The sequence below is a fragment of the Rhodococcus rhodochrous genome, from assembly GCF_900187265.1.
Lineage (GTDB): Bacteria > Actinomycetota > Actinomycetes > Mycobacteriales > Mycobacteriaceae > Rhodococcus > Rhodococcus rhodochrous.
Genome location: NZ_LT906450.1, coordinates 2079820 through 2105644 on the forward strand (window position 1 = coordinate 2079820; position 25825 = coordinate 2105644).

General features: G+C 69.1%; 25 protein-coding genes. 16 read left to right on the forward strand and 9 right to left on the reverse strand.

From position 1 onward, the window contains the following. Window positions 1–15 precede the first annotated feature (15 nt). A complete protein-coding gene (locus CKW34_RS09480; RefSeq protein WP_059381175.1) occupies window positions 16–1203 on the reverse strand; it encodes a multidrug effflux MFS transporter in 1188 nt (395 codons plus the stop codon). 85 nt (window positions 1204–1288) lie between these two features. Between CKW34_RS09480 and CKW34_RS09485 the strand changes: the two genes are divergently transcribed. Together CKW34_RS09485 and CKW34_RS09490 are read left to right on the forward strand one after the other, a co-directional pair. Continuing rightward, window positions 1289–2227 (forward strand): tyrosine recombinase XerC, encoded by a 939-nt coding sequence (locus CKW34_RS09485; RefSeq protein ID WP_059381176.1) that lies wholly within the window; start codon window positions 1289–1291, stop codon window positions 2225–2227. A gap of 66 nt (window positions 2228–2293) precedes the next feature. Next, window positions 2294–3787: a MinD/ParA family ATP-binding protein gene (locus CKW34_RS09490; RefSeq protein ID WP_059381177.1), complete on the forward strand. Its 1494-nt coding sequence runs from the start codon at window positions 2294–2296 to the stop codon at window positions 3785–3787. A 15-nt stretch (window positions 3788–3802) separates the two neighbouring features. Here CKW34_RS09490 and CKW34_RS09495 read toward each other — a convergent pair whose 3' ends face one another. After that, complete coding sequence (locus CKW34_RS09495; protein WP_059381178.1) at window positions 3803–4306, reverse strand: M23 family metallopeptidase; 504 nt, start codon at window positions 4304–4306, stop codon at window positions 3803–3805. A gap of 306 nt (window positions 4307–4612) precedes the next feature. Between CKW34_RS09495 and rpsB the strand changes: the two genes are divergently transcribed. The 6 genes from rpsB (at window position 4613) to CKW34_RS09525 (ending at window position 9628) form a co-directional block, all read left to right on the forward strand. Beyond that, entirely contained in the window at window positions 4613–5455 is an 843-nt protein-coding gene (gene rpsB / locus CKW34_RS09500) for a 30S ribosomal protein S2 (protein ID WP_059381179.1), read from the forward strand. Window positions 5456–5585: 130 nt separating this feature from the next. Next, on the forward strand, window positions 5586–6410 hold the full coding sequence (gene tsf / locus CKW34_RS09505; protein ID WP_059381180.1) for a translation elongation factor Ts: 825 nt from the start codon (window positions 5586–5588) through the stop codon (window positions 6408–6410). 196 nt (window positions 6411–6606) lie between these two features. After that, window positions 6607–7335, forward strand: a complete 729-nt coding sequence (gene pyrH, locus CKW34_RS09510; RefSeq protein WP_059381181.1) for a UMP kinase — start codon at window positions 6607–6609, stop codon at window positions 7333–7335. A gap of 28 nt (window positions 7336–7363) precedes the next feature. After that, a complete protein-coding gene (gene frr / locus CKW34_RS09515; RefSeq protein WP_024100638.1) occupies window positions 7364–7921 on the forward strand; it encodes a ribosome recycling factor in 558 nt (185 codons plus the stop codon). Window positions 7922–7923: 2 nt separating this feature from the next. Then, window positions 7924–8862 carry a phosphatidate cytidylyltransferase gene (locus tag CKW34_RS09520; RefSeq protein ID WP_059381182.1) on the forward strand — a complete coding sequence of 313 codons (939 nt, stop codon included), beginning with the start codon at window positions 7924–7926 and terminating at the stop codon, window positions 8860–8862. 67 nt (window positions 8863–8929) lie between these two features. Further along, a complete protein-coding gene (locus CKW34_RS09525; RefSeq protein ID WP_059381183.1) occupies window positions 8930–9628 on the forward strand; it encodes a class I SAM-dependent methyltransferase in 699 nt (232 codons plus the stop codon). A gap of 6 nt (window positions 9629–9634) precedes the next feature. Here CKW34_RS09525 and CKW34_RS09530 read toward each other — a convergent pair whose 3' ends face one another. After that, window positions 9635–10474: an HpcH/HpaI aldolase/citrate lyase family protein gene (locus CKW34_RS09530; protein WP_059381184.1), complete on the reverse strand. Its 840-nt coding sequence runs from the start codon at window positions 10472–10474 to the stop codon at window positions 9635–9637. Between the two features lie 136 nt (window positions 10475–10610). Here CKW34_RS09530 and rlmN point away from each other — a divergent pair, with 136 nt between their 5' ends. Then, entirely contained in the window at window positions 10611–11720 is a 1110-nt protein-coding gene (gene rlmN, locus CKW34_RS09535) for a dual-specificity RNA methyltransferase RlmN (RefSeq protein WP_059381185.1), read from the forward strand. Between the two features lie 111 nt (window positions 11721–11831). Here the strand turns inward: rlmN and CKW34_RS09540 are convergent, their stop codons facing one another. Continuing rightward, on the reverse strand, window positions 11832–12080 hold the full coding sequence (locus CKW34_RS09540) for a DUF2631 domain-containing protein (RefSeq protein WP_059381186.1): 249 nt from the start codon (window positions 12078–12080) through the stop codon (window positions 11832–11834). 184 nt (window positions 12081–12264) lie between these two features. Between CKW34_RS09540 and dxr the strand changes: the two genes are divergently transcribed. The 5 genes from dxr (at window position 12265) to CKW34_RS09565 (ending at window position 18641) form a co-directional block, all read left to right on the forward strand. Further along, entirely contained in the window at window positions 12265–13383 is a 1119-nt protein-coding gene (dxr, locus tag CKW34_RS09545; protein WP_095092017.1) for a 1-deoxy-D-xylulose-5-phosphate reductoisomerase, read from the forward strand. 15 nt (window positions 13384–13398) lie between these two features. Then, window positions 13399–14616 carry a M50 family metallopeptidase gene (locus CKW34_RS09550; protein ID WP_059381187.1) on the forward strand — a complete coding sequence of 406 codons (1218 nt, stop codon included), beginning with the start codon at window positions 13399–13401 and terminating at the stop codon, window positions 14614–14616. A gap of 45 nt (window positions 14617–14661) precedes the next feature. Then, entirely contained in the window at window positions 14662–15816 is a 1155-nt protein-coding gene (ispG, locus tag CKW34_RS09555) for a flavodoxin-dependent (E)-4-hydroxy-3-methylbut-2-enyl-diphosphate synthase (protein WP_016691224.1), read from the forward strand. A 114-nt stretch (window positions 15817–15930) separates the two neighbouring features. Beyond that, the gene (locus tag CKW34_RS09560; RefSeq protein WP_016691223.1) at window positions 15931–16767 is read left to right on the forward strand and encodes a GNAT family N-acetyltransferase; all 837 of its coding nucleotides are present in this window, start codon (window positions 15931–15933) and stop codon (window positions 16765–16767) included. Window positions 16768–16799: 32 nt separating this feature from the next. Beyond that, the gene (locus CKW34_RS09565) at window positions 16800–18641 is read left to right on the forward strand and encodes a penicillin-binding transpeptidase domain-containing protein (RefSeq protein ID WP_179161676.1); all 1842 of its coding nucleotides are present in this window, start codon (window positions 16800–16802) and stop codon (window positions 18639–18641) included. Window positions 18642–18766: 125 nt separating this feature from the next. Here the strand turns inward: CKW34_RS09565 and CKW34_RS09570 are convergent, their stop codons facing one another. Further along, window positions 18767–20137, reverse strand: coding sequence for an APC family permease (locus CKW34_RS09570; RefSeq protein WP_059381188.1), 1371 nt, complete (start codon window positions 20135–20137; stop codon window positions 18767–18769). Between the two features lie 51 nt (window positions 20138–20188). Then, the gene (locus CKW34_RS09575; RefSeq protein ID WP_059381189.1) at window positions 20189–21052 is read right to left on the reverse strand and encodes a LuxR C-terminal-related transcriptional regulator; all 864 of its coding nucleotides are present in this window, start codon (window positions 21050–21052) and stop codon (window positions 20189–20191) included. A gap of 108 nt (window positions 21053–21160) precedes the next feature. Between CKW34_RS09575 and CKW34_RS09580 the strand changes: the two genes are divergently transcribed. Together CKW34_RS09580 and map are read left to right on the forward strand one after the other, a co-directional pair. Then, window positions 21161–22804 (forward strand): AMP-binding protein, encoded by a 1644-nt coding sequence (locus CKW34_RS09580; RefSeq protein ID WP_059381190.1) that lies wholly within the window; start codon window positions 21161–21163, stop codon window positions 22802–22804. A 65-nt stretch (window positions 22805–22869) separates the two neighbouring features. Further along, window positions 22870–23727: a type I methionyl aminopeptidase gene (gene map, locus CKW34_RS09585; protein ID WP_059381191.1), complete on the forward strand. Its 858-nt coding sequence runs from the start codon at window positions 22870–22872 to the stop codon at window positions 23725–23727. Window positions 23728–23808: 81 nt separating this feature from the next. On the opposite strand, the gene CKW34_RS09590 is transcribed toward map, so the two are convergent. From CKW34_RS09590 to CKW34_RS09600, 3 genes are read right to left on the reverse strand one after another with little or no spacing between them, the layout of a single operon-like run. Further along, on the reverse strand, window positions 23809–24543 hold the full coding sequence (locus tag CKW34_RS09590; RefSeq protein ID WP_059381192.1) for a hypothetical protein: 735 nt from the start codon (window positions 24541–24543) through the stop codon (window positions 23809–23811). Further along, window positions 24540–25445: an ABC transporter ATP-binding protein gene (locus CKW34_RS09595; RefSeq protein WP_059381193.1), complete on the reverse strand. Its 906-nt coding sequence runs from the start codon at window positions 25443–25445 to the stop codon at window positions 24540–24542. The genes CKW34_RS09590 and CKW34_RS09595 overlap by 4 nt, the downstream gene beginning before the upstream one ends. After that, complete coding sequence (locus CKW34_RS09600; RefSeq protein ID WP_026060947.1) at window positions 25442–25801, reverse strand: GntR family transcriptional regulator; 360 nt, start codon at window positions 25799–25801, stop codon at window positions 25442–25444. The genes CKW34_RS09595 and CKW34_RS09600 overlap by 4 nt, the downstream gene beginning before the upstream one ends. Between the last annotated feature and the right edge of the window lie 24 nt (window positions 25802–25825).

The window sequence follows — 25825 nt, forward strand, 5'->3', positions numbered from 1 at the left end:
GGCCGGTCGTTCACGTCAGCTCGCGGACTCGCGCGCCGGCACCGCGGCGGAGTCACGTGCCAGCACCGCGGCGGAGGTGAGCGCCAGTCCCGAGCAGACCACGATGGCGACGGCCATCGGGATACCGGTGCCTTCGCCGCCGAGCCCGACGAGCGGGGAGACCACGGCAGCGAGACCGAACTGGGAGGCGCCGATCACGGCGGAGCCCGTACCGGCCGCCTTCGGGACCTGCGACTGGGCCAACGCGGTGGCGTTGCCCAATGTCAGACCCATCATGCTGATCGCGACGAACAGCAGCGGCAGGATCAGCGCCGCGACGTAGCCGACGACGACCATCGTCAGCAACAGCAGCGCACCTGCCGTGAACATGGTGGTCACACCGAAGAGCAGCAGTGTCCGCACCTCGAACCGGCCGATGAGGCGGGTGTTGACGGCGTTTGCCAGCACGAGACCGGCCGAGTTCACGGCGAAGACCAGAGAGAACTGTCCGGGGCTCAGGCCGAGGATGTTCTGGGTGACGAAGGGTGAGGCCGAGATGTACGAGAACATTGCGCCGAATCCCAGGGCCATGGCGGCGGCGTAACCGACGAAGCGTCGTTGCCGGAGGACGTATCCGAAGTTGCCGGCCATCGTCTTCAGACCGCCGGCGTGTCGCTTCTCCGGCGGCAGGGTCTCTGGGACGAACGCGAAGGCGCCGACGGCCATCAGGACGGCCAGGCCGGTGAGCACCCAGAAGATGCCGCGCCATCCGATCGGTCCCAGCAGCACGCCACCGAGCAGAGGAGCGGCGACGGGCGCGATGCCACCGATGATCATCATCAGGCTGAACAGCTTGGCGGCCTGATTGCCTCGCGCCCGGTCGGCGATGACCGCCCGGGCGAGGACGATGCCGGTGCCGCCGCTGAAGCCCTGGATCAGACGCGCAGCGATCAGGATCTCGACGGTGGGCGCCATCGCGCAGATCGCGCTGCTCACCGCCAGGACGATCGTGCCGGCGAGGATCAGCCGTCGCCGGCCCCAGCCGTCCGACAGGGGACCCACGAGCAGCTGGCCGAGCCCGAGACCCGCCATGAACGTCGTGAGCGTGAGCTGGACGCCGACGGTCGAACTGTCCAGGCTCTCCGCCATGACGGGAAGTCCCGGGAGGTACATGTCCGTGGCGAGCGGCGCGATCGCCGACAGCAACGCCAGTGCGCACAACATCGGTACCGGGATCGTTTTGTTCACGAAAGCACCTTAGTCGGCGCGGGTCGTTGCACCCGAGCCGGTCGTGCCGCACGGTAGACCCATGCGAGGCAACGAATCCGACATGCTTCCGGCGACGCTGGACGTACACCTGGGGGACTTCGTCGATCACCTCCGCCTCGAAGACAACCGCTCGGAGCACACGATCCGCGCGTATCGCACCGACATCCGCTCGCTGTTGCAGCACCTCGCCGACCGGAATCCCGATGCGCGCATCACCGACCTCGATCTCGATGTGCTGAGGTCCTGGCTCGCCGGGATGGTGGCGGCGGGGGCGGCCCGCACCACGCTCGCGCGGCGTACCTCGTCGGCACGCGTCTTCACGGCATGGCTCGTGCGCACCCGGCGACTCGACGCCGATCCGGCGACGCGTCTCGTCTCACCGCGTCCGCACCGCTCACTGCCCGCGGTGCTCCGCGACGACCAGGCGCTGGAGATCATGGAGGCCGCGAAATCCGGTGCGCGCGAACTCGATCCCATCGCCCTCCGTGATCGGGTGATCGTCGAGCTGCTGTATGCGACCGGAATTCGGGTCGGGGAGCTGTGCGCGGTCGACATCGACGACGTCGACGCCGAGCGGCGGGTCGTCCGGGTCCTCGGCAAGGGCGACAAAGAACGGATCGTCCCCTACGGGACCCCCGCGGCCGAGGCGCTCGACGCGTGGTTGCGTCACGGACGCCCGCATCTCGCACGCCCGTCGTCGGGTGCGGCGTTGCTGCTGGGCAAGCGCGGTGGTCGGATCGACCAGCGGCAGGTCCGGTCGGTGGTGCACGAGGCGGTCTCGTCGGTGCCGGGCGCACCCGACCTCGCGCCGCACGGTCTGCGGCACAGTGCGGCGACGCACCTGCTCGAAGGGGGAGCGGACCTGCGCGTGGTCCAGGAGGTGCTGGGCCATACGAGTCTGGCCACCACGCAGCTCTACACCCACGTCTCGGTGGCGCGCCTGCGTGCCGCGCACGATCAGGCCCATCCTCGCGCCTGATCGGCCTGCCCGAGAAGCCGTCCCGGTTTGATAGCGTGCGCCGGCACCATCGAATCGGGGGAACAGATGAGACGCAACGACCCGGGTCCTGCCGTGCCCGCCTGGCTGCAGGATCCACCGGAATCCGGAACCGACCACGCGCGACGCGGTCTCCGCCGCGCGGCCAGGGGTACCGAGACGCCCGGCCCATCCACTTCGTCCGGCGACGGTGCGACTCCACCCGCCCCCTCCGCTCCGCTCGGGATGACGGCCTCCGTGCCTCTCGGCATGGCGTTGCGGCCCCGGATGAGTACGGACGACGACCCGGAGCCGCAGGCGACCGTGCCGGTAGTGCCGGAGGCGACGGTGCCGGTAGTGCCGCAGGCGACGGTGCCGGAAGTGCCGCCCGAGCCCGAGCCTGCCTCCGCCACCGCGGATCCGGTGCCCGCAGTCGCGGAGGCGAAGCCCGACACGGTGGCACCTGCACCCGAGCCGGAGGTGGCGAGCCCGGAGGTTTCGGAGGTCGCGCCCGGTCCGGGCGATCCCGAGTCCGCAGCGGTCCCGGCCCCGCTGCCGGCGCGAACGGACGCTGTGGTCGACGATCTGCCGGTCGACGACCTGCAGCACGAGGCACAGCGGTTCGACGATCGGCCGTCCAACGTCGACCTCGCGTCGGGAGTGCTCGTCCGCAGGTCACGACGTTCGACGCGGCGATGGCGAGAACGGGTCGACCGGCTGACCGGTGGCAGGCTCGAGGGCGGAGGCAGTGAACGCCGCGAGGATCTCGTCGCCCGGATCCGCCAGCCGATCCCGGGCGACTACCGCATCGCGGTGCTGTCCCTGAAGGGCGGGGTGGGCAAGACCACCACGACCGTCGGACTGGGGTCGACGTTCGCGTCGCTGCGCGGCGACTGCGTCATCGCCGTCGACGCGAATCCGGACTTCGGCACCCTCGGGCAGAGGATCCCGCAGCAGACCACCTCGACCGTGCGGGACCTGCTCGCGAAGGCGTCGGGCATCCGCCGGTACTCGGACGTGCGCGCCCACACCTCGCAGGCGCCGAGCCGACTCGAAGTGCTTGCGAGCGAACGCGATCCCGCTGCCTCGGAAGCGTTCAGCGAGGAGGACTACCGGCGCGTCGTCGACATCCTGCAGGTCTACTACAACGTGATCCTCACCGACTGCGGGACCGGGATCATGCACTCGGTCATGCGTGGCGTACTGGACCTGGCGAACACCCTCGTGCTCGTCGCGTCGCCGGCGGTCGATGCGGCGCGCAGTGCGGCGGCGACCCTCGACTGGCTGCAGGCTCACGGTTACTCCGACCTGGTCGAACGTACGGTCGTGGTGATCAGCTCGCCGCGCCCGGGTGCGGCGAGTATCGACATGGACGCGCTGACCGCGCACTTCCTGGCGCGGTGCCGCGCGGTGAAGGTGCTGCCCTTCGACGAGCATCTCGCCGAGGGAGCCGAGATCGATCTCGAACGGCTCCGCCCCGCGACCCGCACGGCGTTCGTCGAACTCGCCGCGATGGTCGCCGACGACTTCCCCGCACTGTCGGGTCGGCACGCGGTGCACTAGCCGGGGCGCCGGGCGTCACACCGGTAGCAGGCGGATCACCGGGCGCTCCACGAGGGGGAGGGGATCGAGATAGTCGTCGCGGCCGCGGCGCAGTCCCCAGTGCAGACATGCGGAGGACGCGCAGCCTTCGTGGCCCGCGACGACGGTGCCGATGGGATCACCTCTCGTCACCCGGCGGCCCGCGGCGACCGACGCCTCGACCGGTTCGTAGGTGGTGCGCAGCCCGCCCTCGTGATCGACGGAGACCACGGGTTTCCCGGCCACGACACCGGCGAACGCGATGACGCCGTCACCGGCGGCCACGACGGTCTGTCCTGCTCGTGCGTCGAGATCGACTCCGCGGTGACCGGGGAGCCAGTTCTGCTCGGGTGGGTCGAACTGCCGGCTCACGGCCGGCCGGGGATCGAGTGGCCACACGAACCGTCCGGTGTCGGCCGATCCGGTTCCCGGGACGACGGCGAGCACGACGAACGCGGCGATCACAACGGCGATCGTCCGGAAGGGCGCGGCGAGAAGCATGCCCGTCAGCCTCGTGAATCGGACTCCCGCGCACCAGGCGTCGACGCGATCTGTGGACTAGCCCGGATCCATCCACAGGACCGGTGACTCCCGGTTAGGGATCCGCGCCCGCTCCGCGTACACTTGTCGGGCGGTCTGTATACGCAGATCGACTTCGCGCGTCCGCGCATCGATGCCGACCCGTTTCTCCGGGCCGCATCGGAAATGGCCGTCGGCCGGTCCCGCAAGGGTTCGACGGACATGTGGACGCCAGGGCGGGGATCGGAAGATCCACCGCGGAAACCGACACGAAAGAGAGAAACAGGCATGCCTGTTGTGACTATGCGGCAGCTGCTCGACAGCGGCGCCCACTTCGGACACCAGACCCGTCGCTGGAATCCGAAGATGAAGCGGTTCATCTTCACCGACCGCAACGGCATCTACATCATCGACCTGCAGCAGACCCTGACGTACATCGACAAGGCGTACGAGTTCGTCAAGGAGACCGTCGCTCACGGTGGAACCGTGCTGTTCGTCGGCACCAAGAAGCAGGCTCAGGAATCCATCGCCGAAGAGGCCACCCGCGTGGGCATGCCCTACGTGAACCAGCGCTGGCTCGGCGGCATGCTCACCAACTTCTCGACCGTCCACAAGCGCCTGCAGCGCCTGAAGGAGCTCGAGTCGATGGAGCAGACCGGCGGCTTCGAGGGACGCACCAAGAAGGAAATCCTCATGCTCACGCGTGAGAAGAACAAGCTGGAGCGCACCCTCGGCGGCATCCGCGACATGGCGAAGGTTCCGTCGGCGATCTGGGTCGTCGACACCAACAAGGAGCACATCGCCGTCGGTGAGGCCCGCAAGCTGAACATCCCGGTCATCGCGATCCTCGACACCAACTGCGATCCGGACCTCGTCGACTACCCGATCCCGGGTAACGACGACGCGATCCGTTCCGCGGCGCTGCTGACCAAGGTCGTCGCTTCCGCCGTCGCCGAGGGCCTGCAGGCCCGCGCCGGCAAGAGCAGCGACGCCGAGGCCAAGCCCGAGGCCGGTGCCGAGCCTCTCGCCGAGTGGGAGCAGGAGCTGCTCTCGCAGGCCACCCCCGCCGCCGACGCCGAGGCGCCCGCAGCGGACGCAGCCCCCGCAGCAGACGCGGCCCCCGAGGCCTGATTCGTTGCCCGGCCCCGACCTTCCGATCGAGAGATCCTGGTCGGGGCCGTCGCATCGCGGCCCGAGCCCATCCGCGCGGTAGGGCCGCCCCCAGAGACTTTTCCACCACAGACACAGGAGGCTCGCTTCCATGGCGAACTACACCGCCGCCGACGTCAAGCGTCTTCGTGAGCTCACCGGCTCCGGAATGCTGGACTGCAAGAACGCGCTCGCCGACAACGACGGCGACTTCGACAAGGCCGTCGAGCAGCTGCGCATCAAGGGTGCCAAGGACGTGGGCAAGCGCGCCGAGCGCTCCACCGCCGAGGGCCTCGTCGTGGCCAAGGACGGCGTGCTCGTCGAGCTGAACTCCGAGACCGACTTCGTCGCCAAGAACGACGAGTTCCAGGCTCTCGCCGACAAGGTCGTCACCGCTGCCGCGCAGGCCCGCGCGAACGACGTCGAGGCGCTCAAGGCCGTCGAGATCGACGGTAAGACCGTCGACGCCCTCGTCCAGGAGCTGTCTGCGAAGATCGGCGAGAAGCTCGAGCTGCGTCGCGTCGCTGCTTTCGACGGCCAGACCGCCGTCTACCTGCACAAGCGTGCTTCCGACCTGCCGCCGTCGGTCGGCGTGCTCGTCGAGTACACCGGTGAGGGCGACGCCGCTGCCGAGGCCGCTCGCGGTGCCGCGATGCAGATCGCCGCTCTGAAGGCCAAGTACGTCAGCCGTGACGAGGTGCCCGAGGACATCGTCGCCAACGAGCGGCGTATCGCCGAGGAGACCGCCAAGGCCGAGGGCAAGCCGGAGCAGGCTCTGCCGAAGATCGTCGAAGGCCGCGTCAACGGCTACTTCAAGGACGTCGTCCTGCTCGAGCAGGCGTCCGTGACGGACTCGAAGAAGACCGTCAAGGCGATCCTCGACGAGGCCGGCGCGACCGTCGCCCGCTTCGTGCGTTTCGAGGTCGGCGCCAGCTAGTTCTTCCACTCCACGACCCCGTCGGTTCACAACCGGCGGGGTCGAGGTGTGTCGGGCCACGCCGCCTCGGGGCCCGGAGGCATCCGCGCGTGCTGCGCGGTGACAGGTGTGGCGTGTCGATCCGCCCGATCTCGGTTCCCTCGAGCGGATGAGGCAGGATGATAAGGGCCGATTCATGCGCAACCAGAGGAGAGTCATGTCCGACCACGCCCACGATCGGCCCGGATTCCGCCGGGTACTGCTCAAGCTCGGTGGCGAGATGTTCGGCGGCGGCAAGGTCGGACTCGACCCGGACGTGGTGACCACGGTGGCCCAGCAGATCGCGGAGGTCGTGCGCGGTGGCGCCGAGGTCGCGGTCGTGATCGGTGGCGGCAACTTCTTCCGCGGCGCCGAACTCCAGCAGCGCGGTCTCGAACGCGCACGGTCCGATTACATGGGCATGCTCGGAACGGTCATGAACTCCCTTGCGCTGCAGGACTTCCTGGAGAAGGAAGGCATCGACACCCGCGTGCAGACCGCCATCACGATGGGACAGGTCGCCGAGCCCTACCTGCCGCTGCGTGCGCGCCGCCACCTCGAGAAGGGGCGCGTGGTCATCTTCGGTGCGGGCATGGGTATGCCGTACTTTTCCACCGACACCACCGCTGCGCAGCGCGCCCTCGAGATCGGCGCCGAGGTCGTCCTCATGGCGAAGGCCGTCGACGGGGTCTACTCCGACGACCCCCGCACGAACCCGGATGCGGAGCTGTTCGAGGAGATCACCCACCGCGAGGTCATCGAGCAGGGCCTCAAGGTCGCCGACGCGACCGCCTTCAGCCTGTGCATGGACAACGCCATGCCGATCATGGTCTTCAATCTGCTGACCAAGGGCAATATCGCCCGAGCCATCGCCGGTGAGAAGATCGGAACACTCGTACGGTCATGAACGGACAACGGAACATGGAGGAACTGCCGTGATCGATGAAGCCCTCTTCGAAGCCGAAGAGAAGATGGAGAAGGCCGTCACGGTGGCCCGGGACGATCTGGGTGGCATTCGGACCGGTCGCGCGAACCCGGGCATGTTCAACCGCATCGTCGTCGACTACTACGGGGCTCCCACGCCGATCACGCAGATCGCCAGCATCAACGTTCCCGAGGCGCGCATGGTCATCGTCAAGCCGTACGAGGCCTCGCAGCTGAACGCGATCGAGACCGCGATCCGCAACTCCGATCTCGGCGTCAACCCCACCAACGACGGCAACATCATCCGCATCTCGGTCCCGCAGCTCACCGAGGAGCGTCGTCGCGAACTCGTCAAGCAGGCCAAGGCCAAGGGTGAGGACGCGAAGGTCGCGGTGCGCAACGTCCGCCGCAAGGCGATGGAGGAACTCGGCCGTATCCAGAAGGACGGCGAGGCCGGCGAGGACGATGTGAACCGCGCCGAGAAGGAACTCGACAAGACGACCGCGAAGTACGTCGGTCAGATCGACGAGTTGATCAAGCACAAGGAAGCCGAACTGATGGAGGTCTGACGGTGGGTCGAGCCGACGGGTCCTCCGACCCGCAGCTTCCAATCGGTGCCGGAGCCGACTCCGGTGCCACCCCTGCAGACCCGACGCCGGCCCCCGACCCCGCGTCGGAGCCGGTGAAGAAACCGTCACGGGCCGGACGCGACCTGCCGGCCGCCTTCGCGGTCGGCGGTGGTCTGGGCGCGCTCGTCATCGGGATCCTGCTGTTCGCCCCGAAGGCGTGGCTCGCCGTGGTCGCAATCGCCATCGGTATCGCGACCTGGGAGGTCACCAAGCGTCTGCGCGAAGCCGACGTGCTCGTCCCCAGAGTGCCGTTGCTGGTCGGTGGCCAGGCGATGATCTGGCTCGGGTGGCCGTACGGCACGACGGGTGTGCTCGGCGCGTTCGCGGGCACGGTCGTCGTGACGATGCTGTGGCGTCTGTTCGACCACGGTCTCGTCGCGCAACCGCGCAACTACCTGCGCGATACCGCGGTCGCGGTCTTCGTCGCGGCCTGGCTGCCGCTGCTGGCCTCGTTCGCGACCCTCATGGTCCTCGAGGATCAGGGCCCGCAGCGCGTGTTCTGCCTGATGCTCGTGTGCGTGGCATCGGACATCGGGGGTTACGCCTCGGGTGTCCTGTTCGGCAAGCACCCGATGGTGCCGGCGATCAGCCCGAAGAAGTCGTGGGAAGGCTTCGCCGGGTCGGCGGTGGCGTGCATCGCTGCCGGTGTGCTCACCGTGATGTTCCTGCTCGACGGTCCGTGGTGGGCAGGTGCGTTGCTCGGCGCGGTGCTCGTGGTGACGGCGACGGCCGGCGATCTCATCGAGTCGCAGGTCAAGCGCGACCTCGGCATCAAGGACATGGGCACCTTGTTGCCCGGACACGGCGGCATCATGGACCGGCTCGACTCGATCCTGCCGTCGGCCTTCGTCACCTGGCTGATCCTCACGGCCTTCGTGTAGTCGCCCGATGGTGCGTTCGTCGAAGCTCCGTACACCGAAGCCCGGTACACCGAAATCGGGGAGCGGTGTGATCGCCAGCCCCAACATCTGGCACTGGCCCGAGGTGTACGAGGAGGAGAACCGCGCGCAGGACCCCCGCGGCGCCGTGTACGCGGCGCTGCGGGAGGCCGCGGACTGGACCGGCCGCGACGTCGTCGACGTCGGGTGCGGTTCGGGCTTCCACCTTCCGATGTTCGCGGCCGACGCTCGCACGGTGACCGGGATCGAACCGCATCCACCGCTGGTCGCCGCGGCCCGCATCCGCGTGGACGGTCTTCCGTCGGTCACCGTGACGGAAGGCTCCGCTGCGGACATACCGCTTCCCGACGCCTCGGTCGATCTCGTCCACGCCCGCACCGCCTACTTCTTCGGTCCCGGATGCGGCGCCGGGATCCTCGAGGCGATGCGGGTGCTGCGTCCCGGCGGGGCGCTCGCCGTCGTCGATCTCGACGCCACCGCCCATCCCTACGGCGATTGGATGTGCGACGACCTGCCGCATTACGACCCGGCGACGGTCGAGGCGTTCTTCGAGGCGCAGGGATTCGATCTGCGCCGCATCGACACGCTGTGGGAGTTCCCCGACCGCGCGACCCTCGAACGGGTGCTCGGCATCGAGTTCGCACCGCGCGTCGCGGCCCGAGCGATCCGGGAGACACCCGGCACGACGCTCACCGTGCGCTACCGGCTGCACGTGCGCCGCAGACCCGCCGGCCTTGAACTGAGCTGAGACCGGTCAGCGCGACCGGCCGATACCGAACATCCGCGCCAGCTCGGTGATCTTCTTCGCCTTCGCGAGATTCGGCAGGTCGCTGCCGTCGCGGACGTTCCGCCCGTCCTCGCCGAGCCGGTCGATGACACCTTCCGCCCAGTCCACATCGGTGCTGTTCGGACTCAACGCCACATTCGCGTACGAGGCGCGCTCACCGGTCATGCACAACTTGCCGGTCATCCCCATCGAGCGGGTCAGCTCGGCCTCACGCTTCAGTACCTCGGGGTCGTCGCTGAGCGTGGGGCCGTCGATGGGGCCCGGCAGGCGCGCGGCGCGGCTCGTGATGACCAGACGCGACCGTGCGTACGCCATCGCCATCGGACTGTCGCTCATGCCGGTGTCGCGCCGGAAGTCGCCGCTGCCGAACACCAGGCGGAAGGTGCCCTCCGCGCGGGCGATCTCGGGGGCCGCCTCGAGCCCCATCGCCGACTCGATGAGCACGAGGATGTGCGTGCCCTCCGGCAGCAGGCCGGCGGTGGCCTCGACCTGGTGACCGCTCTCCGCCTTCGCGAGCATGACGCCCTGCAGGCCGGGAAGCCCGGCGAGCGCGGCGAGGTCGTCGGCCCAGAACGACGTGGTGGCGTCGTTGACCCGCACCCAGGCCTTCCCGCCCCCGCGCAACCACGACACGATGCCGTCGCGAGCAGCGGGTTTGGCCGCGGCGGGCACGGCGTCCTCGAGGTCGAGCACCACCGCATCCGCCGGCGAGTCGGCGGCGGCGTCGAAGAGATCGGGGGAGCGGCCCGGAACGAGCAACCACGAGCGTGCGACTTCGGGAGCGACGAGACCGGTCATGATGTCCATGCTCCCGTATTCCCACTCCACGCTCGGGCAACTCGGCGTGAGGGAGACCGACCGGTGACACCTGCCCGGGAAGGGGGGCGAGTATCACAGCGACGCTCGGACCCATCCGTCCCGGATCATGGGACAATAGGTGATTATGGCTTCTTCCCTGCCCCTGGTCTTCGATGCACCCAAGCGCGGACTTCCGCCGCGCCATCTCGCCGACCTCGACGCAGATCAGCGTCGTGATGCGGTGCGCGACCTGGGGCTTCCGGCCTTCCGCGCCGACCAGCTCGCCCGCCAGTACTACGGGCGGCTCGAGGCGGATCCGGCGAAGATGACCGATCTGCCCGCCGCCGTCCGCGACAAGGTGGGGGAGGCGTTGTTCCCGCCTCTGCTCGACGCGGTCCGGCACATCGCGTGCGACGGCGGTGAGACCCGCAAGACCCTGTGGCGCGCCCACGACGGCACCCTGCTCGAGAGCGTCCTCATGCGCTATCCCGACCGCGCCACGCTGTGCATCTCGAGCCAGGCCGGTTGCGGTATGGCGTGCCCGTTCTGCGCGACCGGCCAGGGCGGTCTCGACCGCAACCTGTCCACGGCCGAGATCGTCGACCAGGTGCGTGCGGCCGCCGCGGCCCTGCGCGACGGCGACGTCGCCGGCGGACCGGGACGGCTGTCGAACGTCGTGTTCATGGGCATGGGTGAGCCGCTCGCGAACTACAAGCGCGTGGTCGCGGCGGTGCGGCGCATCACCTCACCCGCACCCGAAGGTCTCGGTCTGTCACAGCGCTCGGTCACCGTTTCCACCGTCGGGCTCGCACCGGCCATCCGCCGCCTCGCCGACGAAGGACTCAGCGTCACCCTCGCGGTGTCACTGCACACCCCGGACGACGAACTGCGCGACACCCTCGTTCCGGTCAACAACCGGTGGTCGGTCGCCGAGGTCCTCGAGGCCGCGCGGTACTACGCCGACAAGACCGGCCGTCGCGTCTCGATCGAGTACGCCCTCATCCGCGACGTCAACGACCAGCCGTGGCGCGCCGACATGCTCGGCAAGAAGCTCCACAAGGCTCTCGGGTCGCTCGTGCACGTGAACCTGATCCCGCTCAACCCCACGCCGGGCAGCGAGTGGGACGCCAGCCCGAAGGACGTCGAGCGCGAGTTCGTGCGGCGCGTGCAGGCCCAGGGGGTGTCGTGCACCGTGCGCGACACCCGCGGCCAGGAGATCGCCGCGGCCTGCGGTCAGCTCGCCGCCGAAGGCTGAGCGGACAGACGCGACAGCCGAGCTGAGCCGACCCCCGACAGACACGGAGGGCCCGTCCGGAATTCTCCGGACGGGCCCTCCGTGTCTGTGGACCCAGCGCAGTCGATGGACCTAGCGCAACCGGCGGCGACGCACCGCGTCGCGCGCGACGATGAAGATCAGCAGAGCCGCCGAACCGATGAGGTACAGGCTCTCGACGTGGCCTTCGTGGTTGCCGATCAGCATCAGCAGCAGGAACACCGCCGCGATCACGGCCATGACGCGGAAGAACTTGGGGGCTTCCCCGCTCCAACCCCACTCGGCGGACGGCACTTCCGCCGCCACATCACCACGAGTGGACTGCAACTCGGTACCGGCCACGGTTTCCTCCTGCTCACCAGATGCTGCTGTTGCTGCTTATCGTGACATACGACCCCGCGTCGTACGAAGCGGGGCATGCGTGTGGCGCCTGTCGAGGGGTGGACACCGGCCGGTTCAGGAACTGTTCAGGTGCGTGGGGAACAATGCTCGCGTGGCCGACACTCGATCTTCTTCCCGCACCCGGGTGCTCCTGCTGGGCAGTACCGGTTCCATCGGTACCCAGGCACTCGACGTGATCGCCGCCAATCCCGACGACTTCGAAGTCGTCGGTCTCGCCGCGGGCGGAGGCAAGACGGATCTGCTCGCCGAGCAGATCCGTGCGACCGGCGTCCGCGAGGTCGCCGTCGCCGACCCCGATGCCGCCGCACGTCTCGACCTGCCGGTCCGGAGCGGATCGACCGCCGTCACCGAACTCGTCCGCGACGTCGAGGCGGACGTCGTGCTCAACGCCCTCGTCGGATCCCTCGGTCTCGAACCGACCCTCGCAGCGCTCGGCACCGGCGCGCGACTCGCGTTGGCGAACAAGGAGTCGCTGGTCGCGGGTGGGTCGCTCGTCACGAAGGCGGCGGCGCCGGGCCAGATCGTGCCCGTCGATTCGGAGCATTCCGCGCTCGCGCAGTGCCTGCGCGGTGGCACCGGTGACGAGGTGGCGCGTCTCGTGCTCACCGCCTCGGGCGGCCCGTTCCGGGGCTGGACCGCCGACCGCCTCGAATCGGTGACACCCGAGCAGGCCGGCGCCCACCCCACCTGGTCGATGGGGCCGATGAACACCCTCAACTCGGCGACCCTCGTCAACAAGGGACTCGAACTCATCGAGACCCACCTGCTCTTCGGTGTGGACTACGACCGGATCGATGTGACGGTGCACCCGCAGTCGATCGTGCACTCGATGGTCACCTTCGTCGACGGGTCGACCCTGGCCCAGGCGTCGCCGCCGTCGATGAAGCTGCCGATCGCACTGGCTCTCGGCTGGCCGCACCGCGTTCCGCACGCCGCCCCGGCACTCGACTTCTCGACCGCGTCCACCTGGGAGTTCGAACCCCTCGACGACGACGTCTTCCCCGCGGTGCGGCTCGCACGCCAAGCGGGCGTGGGCGGCGGATGCCTCACCGCCGTCTACAACGCGGCCAACGAGGTCGCCGCCGAGGCGTTCCTCGCTGGGACGCTGTCGTTCCCGCGGATCGTTCGGACGGTCGAGGCCGTGCTGAACGACGCACACGAGTGGTCCGCCGAACCCAGTACCGTGGACGACGTGCTCGCCGCCGACGGCTGGGCCCGCGACCGGGCGCGCACACTCGTATAGGAGGATCGGCCACTCATGATGTTCGCACTGGGCGTGGTGGTGTTCGCCCTCGGCATCGCCATCTCCATCGCCCTGCACGAGGCCGGCCACATGTGGACCGCGCAGAAACTGGGCATGAAGGTCCGGCGCTACTACATCGGGTTCGGTCCCCGTGTGTTCGCCTTCCGTCGCGGTGAGACCGAATACGGCCTCAAAGCGGTTCCGGCCGGCGGGTTCTGCGATATCGCCGGCATGACGGCCCTGGACGAACTCGCGCCCGACGAGGTCGAGCGCGCGATGTACAAGCAGAAGACGTGGAAGCGCCTCGTCGTGATGTCGGGCGGCATCGCGATGAACTTCCTGCTCGGCATCGTGCTCATCTACGGCCTCGCCGCCAGTGCGGGGCTGCCCAACACCGACAACCGCGCGGTGGTCGGCACCGTCGGCTGTGCTGCGCCGACCCAGGACGGTCCGCCCGACTACACCCCGGCCGACTGCTCGGGCCCCGGTCCGGCCGAGCAGGCCGGTATCGAACCCGGCGATGTGATCGTCGCCGTGGACGGGCAGTCCGTCGAGACCTTCGGCGACCTCGTCCGGGCCACGCAGCCGCTGTCCGGCACCGTGCCGTTCACCGTCGAGCGCGGCGACGAGACCCTCACCGTGCCGGTCACGGTGCAGCAGGTCCAGCGCTGGGTCTACGAGAGCGAATCGCCCGACGCCGAACCCGTCTCCCGCACCGTCGGTGCGATCGGTGTCGGTGGAGAGCCGGGAATCATCGAGTACACGCCGCTCTCGGCGATCCCCGCGACCTTCGAGTTCACCGGCTACCTCGCGGTCCGCACGGCCGAGGCGCTGGTGAGCCTGCCGAGCAAGGTCGCCGACCTGTGGACGGCCGTCACCGGGGGAGAGCGCGCGGTCGACACCCCGGTCAGCGTCGTCGGCGCCAGCGTCATCGGCGGTCAGTTCGCCGAGCGCGGCATCTGGGAATCGTTCGTGTTGTTGCTCGCACAGCTGAACTTCTTCCTCGGTGCGTTCAACCTCCTCCCGCTGCTGCCGCTCGACGGCGGCCACATGGCCGTCGCGATCTACGAGAAGGCCCGCAACTGGCTGCGCGGCCTGCGCGGACTGCCCGTCGGCCCGCCCGTGGACTACATGAAACTGCTGCCGTTGACCTATGTGGCGGTGGTCATCGGTGGCGCCTACATGGTGCTCACCCTCACAGCAGACATCGTCAACCCCATCAAGCTGTTCTGATCTGCGCCGGTAGACTTGCCGAGTAGCGACGAAAGAAGGCGAACTGTGACCAGCCCCGTCGGATTGGGCATGCCCGAAATTCCTGCGGTCCTCGCACCCCGACGCAAGACCCGCCAACTCATGGTCGGAAATGTCGGCGTCGGCAGCGATCACCCGGTGTCCGTGCAGTCGATGACCACCACGAAGACGCACGACGTGAACGCCACCCTCCAGCAGATCGCGGAGCTCACAGCGTCCGGCTGCGACATCGTGCGTGTCGCGTGCCCGCGTCAGGAGGACGCCGACGCGCTCCCGATCATCGCGAAGAAGAGCAAGATCCCGGTGATCGCCGACATCCACTTCCAGCCGCGGTACATCTTCGCCGCGATCGACGCCGGCTGCGCGGCCGTGCGCGTCAACCCCGGCAACATCAAGGAATTCGACGGTCGCGTCAAGGAGGTCGCCAAGGCGGCCGGAGACGCCGGGATTCCCATCCGCATCGGCGTCAACGCCGGCTCGCTCGATCCCCGCCTCCTCGCCAAGTACGGCAAGGCCACCCCGGAGGCGCTCGTCGAGTCCGCGCTGTGGGAAGCAAGCCTGTTCGAGGAACACGGCTTCGGCGACATCAAGATCTCCGTCAAGCACAACGACCCCGTCGTGATGGTCGAGGCCTACCGCCAGCTCGCCGCGCAGTGCGACTACCCGCTGCACCTCGGCGTGACCGAGGCCGGCCCCGCCTTCCAGGGCACCATCAAGTCGGCTGTCGCCTTCGGTGCGCTGCTCAGCGAGGGCATCGGAGACACCATTCGCGTGTCGCTGTCGGCGCCGCCCGCCGAGGAGATCAAGGTCGGCACCCAGATCCTGCAGTCGCTGAACCTGCGTCCCCGCAAGCTCGAGATCGTCTCCTGCCCGTCCTGCGGCCGCGCCCAGGTGGACGTCTACTCTCTCGCCAACGAGGTCACCGCGGGCCTCGAGGGCATGGAGGTGCCGCTGCGGGTCGCGGTGATGGGTTGCGTCGTCAACGGACCCGGTGAGGCCCGCGAGGCGGACCTCGGTGTGGCCTCCGGAAACGGCAAGGGTCAGATCTTCGTCAAGGGCAAGGTCATCAAGACCGTGCCCGAGGCACAGATCGTCGAGACCCTCATCGAGGAAGCGATGCGCATCGCCGACGAGATGGAAGGCAACGCCTCGGGCGGTGGCCCCGTGGTGTCGGTCGGCTGATACCGGTGGGGCGCACGGGACGGCGTTCTCTCACTTTCGGGGACTCAGGTTTCCACGTCGCCGTCCGGCATGGCACTCTGATCTCGTATCGGCTTGTCGACGGGTGGTGAGCGAGTGCTCAAGCTTCTGGGTGTCCGGTCGTTGGGCGGACGTGACACCGCCGCGGTGCTCCGGGTGCTCTCCCGCGACCCCGTGGCCGCGTGCATGGTGGCCGGCCGCGTCGAGGAATACGGACTTGACGGGCGTGCCGTCGGCGGCGAGATGTGGAGTCGCGGTGGCCCCGAGACGTCGCTGTGCTTCTCGGGCGCGAACCTCATTCCGCTGCTGGGCAGTCCGGACGACATCCAGGCGTTCGCCGAGCGCGCGAGTCGCGGGCCGCGACTGTGTTCGTCCATCGTCGGCCGCGCCGAGTACGCGCTGCCGATGTGGGAGCGACTCGAATCGGCGTGGGGTGCGCCCCGCGAGGTGAGGGCCGAACAACCCCTCCTCGTTCTCGACCGCGAGCCCCTCGTCGAACCCGACCCGCAGGTCCGTCCCGTGCGGCCCGACGAACTCGACATCTACCTGCCGGCCGCGATCTCGATGTTCATCGAGGAGGTCGGCATCGACCCGCGCACCGGCGACGGCGGTGCGGGTTACCGGCGCCGCGTCGCGAGCCTGATCGCGGCGGGACGCGCCTGGGCGCGTTTCGAGGACGGACAGGTCGTGTTCAAGGCGGAGGTGGGTTCGCAGTCGTCCACCGTGGGCCAGATCCAGGGCGTGTGGGTCGATCCCGCGCATCGCGGCTCGGGCCTCGGCACGATCGGTACGGCCGCCGTGGCCTGCGCGGTCGCTCGCAGCGGCCGCCTGCCCAGCCTCTACGTCAACAGCTTCAACGCCCCGGCCCGCGGAGCCTACGCCCGCGCGGGTTTCCGTCAGGTCGCGACGTTCTCCACGGTGCTGCTCGACTGATTTCCCGTCGGCTCTGCCTACGATGACGGGCGATGAGACCTCGAAGTTCCACCCCGGCATCCCCGTACGCACGCGCACTCCGGATCGGCGCTGTGTTGTCGGCGGCCGTCGTGCTCCTCGGCCTGGCGGTCGCGTGCACGCCGCGTCCGGCCGGGCCGGAGGCCGCGGCACAGGCGTTCCTCGACGCGTTCGCGGCGCAGGACGTCGGGTCGGCGGCGGACCGCACCGACCGTCCCGACGACGCGGCCGTCGCGATACAGGAGGTCCTGGACGGACTTCAGGCCGAATCCCTCACCGCCACCACGACATCCACCCGGATCAGCGGCGACTCCGCGACCGTCGGATACAACTACGAGTGGCACCTGCCGAAGGACCGGGTGTGGCAGTACACCGGTGAGCTCAACATGGGGCGCAGCGGGAACGACTGGGTCGTGCGGTGGGCGAAGTCCGCGCTGCACCCGCAGCTCGGTGAACGGCAGACCGTACAGCTCCGCAGCAGCCCGGCGCCGCGCGCCCGGGTCAACGAGCACGCGGGCAGCGACATCCTCGTCCCCGGCACGGTCTACGGCATCGCCTTCGACGCCTCGCAGACCACGGACGTCGCCGGTGCGGCACGACAGCTCGCGTCGACGTTGTCGGAGTTCGATTCCTCGCTCACGGCGCAGGCGATCGCCGAATCGGTGACGGCCTCGTCCGGGCCGCGGTCGGTGCTGCGCCTGCGCGAGGACGACTACGAGCGTGTCGCCCCGCGCCTCGCCGGGATCGACGGTGTCGTGGTGACCGAGCAGGCCGACCTCGTCGCGACCGACCGCAACTTCGCGCCCGATCTCGTGGGACAGATCAAGAAGACCGTCATCGACGAGGTCGACGGCACGGCCGGGTGGAGCGTCGTCGTGGTGAACCAGTACGGCGTGGACACCGGGGTGCTCACCGAGACTCCGCCCCAGCCGGTGCCGTCGTTCTCGGTCAGCCTCGACCGTCCCCTCCAGCTCGCAGCCCAGGCGGCCGTCGAGGCGCGCACCGAGCAGGCGATGACGGTCGTGATCGAGGCGTCGACGGGTGCGGTGCTGGCGGTGGCCCAGAACAAGGCCGCCGACCGGGACGGGCCGGTCGCGCTGGCCGGGCAGTACCCGCCGGGTTCGACGTTCAAGATCGTCACTTCGGGCGCGGCGATCGCCGAGGGCCGCGCGACCCCGAACACGATGGTCCCGTGCCCGGGCCGTATCACGATCGGCGAGCGCAGCGTGCCGAACTACAACGAGTTCGAGCTCGGGACGGTCTCTCTCGCCACTGCTTTCGCTAGATCCTGCAACACCTCGTTCGCCAAGCTCGCCTCCGAGATGGCCCCGGACGCGCTGACCGTCGCCGCTTCGCAGTTCGGTATCGGCGTGGACTACGAGGTGGTCGGGATGCCGACCTTCACCGGATCGGTTCCGCCCGCGGAGGATCTCGTCGAACGGACCGAGGACGGCTTCGGCCAGGGCAAGGTGGTCGTGAGCCCGTTCGGGATGGCGCTCGCCGCGGCGACCGTCGCGGCCGGTCGTACCCCGGTGCCCTACCTCATCGCGGGTCGCGAGACGGTCGTGGAGGATTCGCCGCCGCCGGTGACGCCGGAGATGGTGGAGGGTCTGCGCGAGATGATGCGCCTGGTGATCACCAGCGGTACCGCCGACCGCATCCGGGACCAGGGCGACGTCTACGGCAAGACCGGTGAGGCCGAGGTCGAGGGTGGGTCGCACTCGTGGTTCGTCGGCTACCGCGGTGATCTTGCGTTCGCGACGCTCGTCGTGCGCGGCGGCAGTTCCGACAACGCGGTCGCGGTCACCCGCGACATGTTCGCCGCCCTGCCGCCGGAATACGACGAGGGGGCCTGAGCTCAGGCCCGAACGGGATCCGCTCGTCGGCACGGCCGTGACCCACGCTCGTCACCGCCGTCCTCGGCCTCGGCTCGATGGCGCTGGTCCGCAACCTCGGACCGTCTTCCATCCCTCCTCGCGGTTCAGCTCTCCTCGCGATCCGTCGTACTCGCGGGCCGGCCGTCGCGCCGGCCCGCGAATCGCGTCACCAGCCACAGCACCACGCCGATCCCGAGCAGCACCCCGGCCGTCCGGTACTGGGTCGCCGGCCGGTCGACCCACGGCAGGACGAGGAACAGGCAACTGGCCGCCCCGAGGACCGGAAGGATCGTCGGCGCGCGGAAGTGCCGGTGCTCCACGTGGTCCCGGCGCAGAACCAGGGCTGCGACGTTCACGATCGCGAACACCCCGAGCAGGAGCAGGGCCGTCGTCCCCCCGAGTTCGGGCACCCCGCCCACGAAGACGACGAGACCGACCGCGAGCAGCGTCGTGAACACGATCGCGACGTAGGGCGTGCGGCGCGTCGGGTGCACCCGCCCCAGGACGGTGGGCAGGACGTCCTCGCGGGCGATGCCGTAGACCAGCCGGCTCGCCATCAGCATGTTGATCAGCGCGGTGTTGGCGACGGCGAACATCGTGACGAACGCGAAGATCCCGACCGGGAACGCCGGGGCACCGACCTCGACCACCCGCAGCAGGGGCGTCTCGCCCGCACCGAGTTCGTCGGGCGGGACGAGCGCGATCGCGGTGATCGACACGAGCACGTACACGAGCGCCGCGAGACCCAGGCCGAGCAGGAGCATCCGGGGGAAGATCCGGGTGGGTTCCTTGCACTCCTCGGCCATGTTCACCGAGTCCTCGAACCCCACCATCGCGAAGAAGGCCAGGGCCGTCCCCGCGACCACCGCGGAGAAGACGGACCGGTCGCCGGGATCGATCTCGACCACACGCGAGAAGTCGCCGCCGCCGAAACCCAACGCCCACATGCCGATCGCGACGATGATCAGCAGGCCGCCCAGCTCGACCATCGTGAGCACCACGTTGGTCTTCACGCTCTCGCCGACCCCGCGGAAGTTGATCACCGCCAGGACGAGGACGAAGACCAGCGCGATCGCGGTGATCCCGACCGTGCCGGCCAGGTCGAGTCCGAATGCCTCGGCGAAGTTCGCGGCGAAAGCCCGCGCGGCAGTGGCGGCAGAGGTGATGCCGGAGGACATCACGGCGAAGGCCACCAGGAAGGTCAGGAAGTGCACGCCGAACGCCTTGTGCGTGTAGAGCGCCGCTCCGGCCGCCCGGGGGTACTTCGTCACGAGCTCCAGATAGCTGAACGCCGTCACCGTCGCGACGCCGAACGCGAGGAGGAACGGCAGCCACACCACGCCGCCGACCTCGTTCGCGACCTCGCCGGTGAGGGCATATATGCCCGTGCCCAGGATGTCGCCGATGACGAACAGCAGGAGCAGTCCCGGCCCGAGGACGCGGACGAGCTGGGGTGAGTCGGTCGTCTCGGCCACCGCAGGCCCCCTTCCGCGCACCCCTGTCCGCCGGCGGGGGCCGGTCGGATGTCAGGGCAGCAGACCCGATTTTCGCGCGGCGACGACGGCCTCGTGACGGGAATGGACGTCGAGCTTGCTCATGGCGCTGCGCAGGTAGCTCTTCACCGTCTCGGCGCCGACCGACAGTCGCTGGGCGATCTCGGCGTTACTGCACCCCAGCGCCACGTGCGAGAGCACGTCGGTCTCGCGCGGCGACAACACGACGTCCGTCGGCTCCGGCTGCGTGCCGTCGAGCACGCCGGCGAGGCGGTCGGACAGCGAGCGGAGCTTCTCCTGCAGTGCCGCATCGGTCGCACCCTGCGCGAGCACCCTCAACTCGGCATGGACCTCACGGACCTGCGCGGTCGTGACGGGATCGCGGTCGTCCGACGACCGTTCGAGCATCGCGAGTCGCCGGTCCACCTCGTCGCGTACCGCGATCTCGTGCGCAAGACGAGCCGCTGCCTGCGCGAACGCCGTCACCGCCCGATCGCCGACCGGCGCGCACTCGCGCGCGGCGCCGTACAGCACCGCGCGTGCCTTGCCCTCGACGAGTACCGGCACGGCGAGGATCGACCGCAACCCCTCGTACAGCACCGGACGGTCGAAGTGGTGGGTGATCGACGCGGAGCGGCCGTAGTCCGACACCGTCACCACACGGGACTCGGCGAGAACGCGACCGCCGAGCCCGGCGCGCGGCGGCACCACGACCCCGGCCAGGCTGTTGGTGCGGGTGCCGAAGAATTCGCTGAGCTGAAGCGATCCCTGCTGGACCTCGCCGGCGAAGACCACCGGCAGCTGGGCATGCGCCGCGGTGCGGCGGAGTTCTCCGCGCAGGGCATCACCGTCGCGGGGACGCAGCAGCGCCGACGAGGAGGACGACACGAACGCCACCCCTTTCCGGGGGTATCGGGGAACATGGTGTGACTCGAATCATAGACGTCGAACGGGTGTGCTCCACAGATCACGAACACCCTGGCCGGTACGGACGAAAGGACCACAATGGGCGACACAGCGAGCCGCGTGCGGACACTGCTCGAGCGGTACGACACGGCAGACGCCTGCGCAGCCCGACTGCTGTGCGACGACCATCCCGCCGACGCGGTGGCGTTCACCGTCGTCGACGCCGACCTGAGCTCCACCGATCTCACCTACGGTGAGCTCAGCGAACGGTCGTCCCGCTTCGCCGCGGCCCTGGCGGATCTCGGTGTCGAGCCCGGCGACCACGTCGCGACGCTCATGGGCAAGTCGGCGGACCTGGTGGTCGCGGTTCTCGGCATCTGGCGTCGCGGCGCCGTGCACGTGCCGCTGTTCACCGCCTTCGCGCCGCCGGCGATCGCCTTCCGGCTCGACGCGAGCGGCACCAAGGTGGTCGTGGCCGACCGGGACCAGGCCGGCAAGCTCGCCGCCGGAGCGGATCTTCCCGCCGAGGTGTCGTGGCAGGTCGTCGTGGCCGGTGAGGGCAACGCCGACGCGTCCGGTCGCGGAGCCCGCGACTTCCGCGAACTGGTCGACGCGCACTCGGCCGACGACCCGCGTGGCGAGGCCGTCGCCGTCGGTGCCGACGGACGCCTGGTCCAGCTGTTCACCTCCGGCACGACCGGCACCCCCAAGGGTGTTCCCGTCCCCGTGAAGGCACTGGCGTCCTTCCACGCCTACCTGGAGTTCGGCCTCGACGTGCGCGAGGACGACGTCTTCTGGAACGCAGCCGATCCGGGATGGGCGTACGGGCTCTACTACGCGCTGCTCGGCCCGCTCGCAGCCGGTCGGCGCAGCCTCCTGCTGCACGCCGGTTTCTCGCCCGCGCTCACCTGGAAGATCCTCGACACCTTCGGGGCCACCAACTTCGCCGCGGCCCCGACGGTCTATCGCAGCCTCAAGGCCGACACCGCCGAGCACCCGCCGGTCCGGCTGCGTCGTGCCTCCTCGGCCGGTGAGCCGCTGACCCCGGACGTCCTCGAGTGGTCGCAGGAGACGCTCGGTGTCGTGGTGCGCGACCAGTACGGGCAGACCGAGCACGGCATGTTCGTCGTCGACGCGTGGGCGGACGAGCTGCGCGAGAACACCCCGGCGCGTTCGATGGGCAAGCCCCTGCCGGGCTGGAACTGCGCGGTGCTGCGCGAGGACAGCGACGAGATCGCCGAGCCCGGTGAGGTCGGGCGCGTCGCGATCGACGTCCACGCGAGCCCGCTCGTGTGGTTCACCGGCTACGTCGACGCACCCGAGAAGACCGCCGACCGGTTCAGCGAGGACGGCCGCTGGTACCTGACCGGCGACGCCGGCAAGGTCGACGAGAACGGATTCTTCTTCTTCTCGTCCCGCGACGACGACGTGATCATCATGGCGGGCTACCGCATCGGCCCGTTCGACGTCGAATCGGTGCTCGTGATGCATCCCGACGTGATCGAGGCCGCCGTGGTGGGTCTGCCGGACGAACTGAGGGGCGAGGTCCTCGAGGCATTCGTGGTGCTGCGGGAGGGAGTCGAGGGTGACGACGCGCTCGAGGCGGAACTCCAGAAGCTCGTGAAGCAGAAGTACGCCGCCCACGCCTATCCGCGCGCGGTTCACTTCGTTCCGCATCTGCCCAAGACGCCGAGCGGCAAGGTCCAGCGCTTCAAGTTGCGCCAGGCGGGCGCCGTCGGCTGATCGGTGCACGGCGACCCGATCGGTGGATGACAGGGGAGCGGGGCGCGGCAGCTAATCTGGAAGTCATGGCTACCCGCGCTCCGCTCGTCCCCGGCACTCCGACTCCCATCCGGGAGGTGCCCGCGTCGATCGAACGGCCGGAGTACGTGTGGAAGCCCACGGCGAAGGAAGGCAACGAGCCGTGGGTGCAGACACCCGAGACGATCGAGAAGATGCGACTCGCATCGAAGATCGCCGCGCAGGCCCTCGTGGAGGCCGGTAAGGCCGTCGCGCCGGGCGTGACCACCGACGAGATCGACCGCGTCGCGCACGAGTACATGTGCGACCACGGCGCCTACCCGTCGACCCTCGGCTACCGCGGCTTCACCAAGTCGTGCTGCACCTCGCTCAACGAGGTCATCTGCCACGGCATCCCCGACTCGACCGTCGTCCAGGACGGCGACATCGTCAACATCGACGTGACCGCCTACATCGACGGCGTCCACGGCGACACCAACGCGACCTTCCTGGCCGGCGACGTCTCCGAGGAGGTCCGCCTGCTCGTCGATCGCACCCGCGAGGCGACGATGCGCGGCATCAAGGCGGTCAAGCCGGGCCGGGCCCTCAACGTCATCGGGCGGGTCATCGAGTCCTACGCCAACCGCTTCGGTTACGGCGTCGTCCGCGACTTCACCGGCCACGGCATCGGCGAGACCTTCCACAACGGCCTGGTGATCCTGCACTACGACCGGCCCGACATCGACACGATCATCGAACCCGGCATGGTGTTCACCATCGAACCGATGATCAACCTCGGTACGCCCGACTACGAGATCTGGGAGGACGGCTGGACGGTCGTCACCAAGGACCGCAAGTGGACCGCGCAGTTCGAGCACACCATCGTCGTCACCGACACCGGCGCCGAGATCCTCACCCTGCCGTGACGTCCGGTCGCTGAGCGAGCACGGAGTTCGGCCCCGACCCGGAAGGGGTCGGGGCCGAACGTGTTCCGGAAGGGGACCGATCTAGGGTGCCGCGTTGCGGGCGACCTGCCAGGTCGCAACCGTGCACACCGCGGCCACCAGCAGGGGGAGGACCACCAGGGTCGTCGTCGGCGACGCATCGACGATCCACGACCACAGCGACGACCACGACCGGGTCCACGTGACGAGGATCGCGGCGAGACCGCCGATCACCACGACGGACGCGGCGGCCGTCAGCAGACCCGTTGTGCGCCAACGGTGCTGGATGGCCCCGATGAGCATCGACAGCGCGACGATCAGGAGCATCGTGGCGAGGAAGCCCAGGAACTGCACCACGGAACTGTCGGTGACGAACCGCAGGATCCCGAACATCCGCATGTTCACCCCCCAGCCCCCGGTTGCGGCCTCGAGCACCGAGAGGATCTGGAAACCGAGCGCGAACACCGTGGACTGGACCACCGCGATCGCCACGATCGACTGCATGTAGTGCGATCGCGTGGAACCGAGACGTAGTGCGAACGAGAACATCTGGGTCATCGCCAGCAGATAGAACGCGACGACGAAGCCGTAGACCGACAATATGCTGCCGGTCACGTTGTACTCCGCACCCGTGTCGACGAGCGAGAAGATCACCCACGGGATCAGCGCCGAGGTGATCAGCAGTCCGACGGGCCACGCGACGAGCAGCGGCCACGAGACGAGTTGCAGGCGGGCGACGGACAGGACGCGTGCCGCCCCGGTGACGACCGGGGCGGGGAGCGGGATCGCGGTGGTCACAGCGATGCCTCCTCGTTCGTCGTGACGGTCTCGGGTGTCCGGTGGAGGTGGACCACGAGCTCCTGGAGCGAGATCGGTTGCACGTCCACACGTCCGGAGGGGTGGGGGAGCTCGTCCGGGTCGTTGCGGAGGAAGGTCGTGCGGGCGATACCGCCGAGGCTTTCCGTGTGCAGGACGGTGCTGTCGCCGACGATCCGCGCCACTTCGTCCGCCGGCCCGGTCGCCCGGGCGGCGCGGGTGCGCAGCGTGTCGGCGTCCTCGTCGACGACGAGATGCCCGCGGTCGAGCACGAGGATGTGTTCGAGCAGGTCGGCGGCCTCGTCGATCAGGTGGGTCGACAGCACGATCGTGCGCGGCCGCTCCGCGTAGTCGAGCAGCAGTTCGTCGTAGAACATCTGCCGGGCCACGGCGTCGAGGCCCAGATACGGCTCGTCGAAGACCGTCACCGGTGCGCGCGACGCGAGACCCACCACGATGCCCAGTGCGGAACTCATGCCGCGGGAGAGCTTCTTGACCTTGCGACCGCAGGGCAGCGCGAACTTGTCGGCCAGCCGCTCGGCGTACTCCCGATCCCACAGCGGCAGAAGCAGTTCCGCCGAGGCGAGTACGTGCCCGACGCGCATGTCGTCGGGATAGCGCTGGGTGTCGGCGACGAAGCACAACTGCTGGAGCACCGCGGTGTTCTCGTACGGGTCGGCCCCGAACACCTCGACGCTGCCGGTCGTGGGACGCATGTGGCCTGCGAGCAACTGCATCAGGGTGGTCTTGCCGGCGCCGTTGCGGCCGAGCAGGCCGTAGATCGTGTTCCGGTGGAGTGTGAAGTCGGCGTCGGTGAGGGCGGCGACGTCGCCGAACCGCATGCCGAGGTGACGTGCGCGGGCGACGGGTGGAGTGAGGGTCATACGTGCTCCCGTGTGTCGAGCATGGACTTGAGCTCGTCGATGCCGATTCCGAGTTTCTCGGCCTCGAGGACGAGCGGGACGACGTACTGCTGGGCGAACCGATCCCGTCGGCGGGCGATCAGCTTGTCGCGAGCGCCGGTGGTGACGAACATGCCGATTCCTCGCTTCTTGTAGAGGATTCCGTCGGCTACCAGGGCGTTGAGGCCCTTCGCGGCCGTGGCCGGGTTGATGCGGTGGAAGGCGGCGAGCTCGTTCGTCGAGGGAACCTGCGATTCCTCCGCGAGGCTGCCGTCGACGATCGAGTTCTCGATGAGCTCGGCGATCTGTTGGAAGAGGGGCTTGCCCTCGTCGTTCAGCACGACGCCCCGGGACCCGAGGGC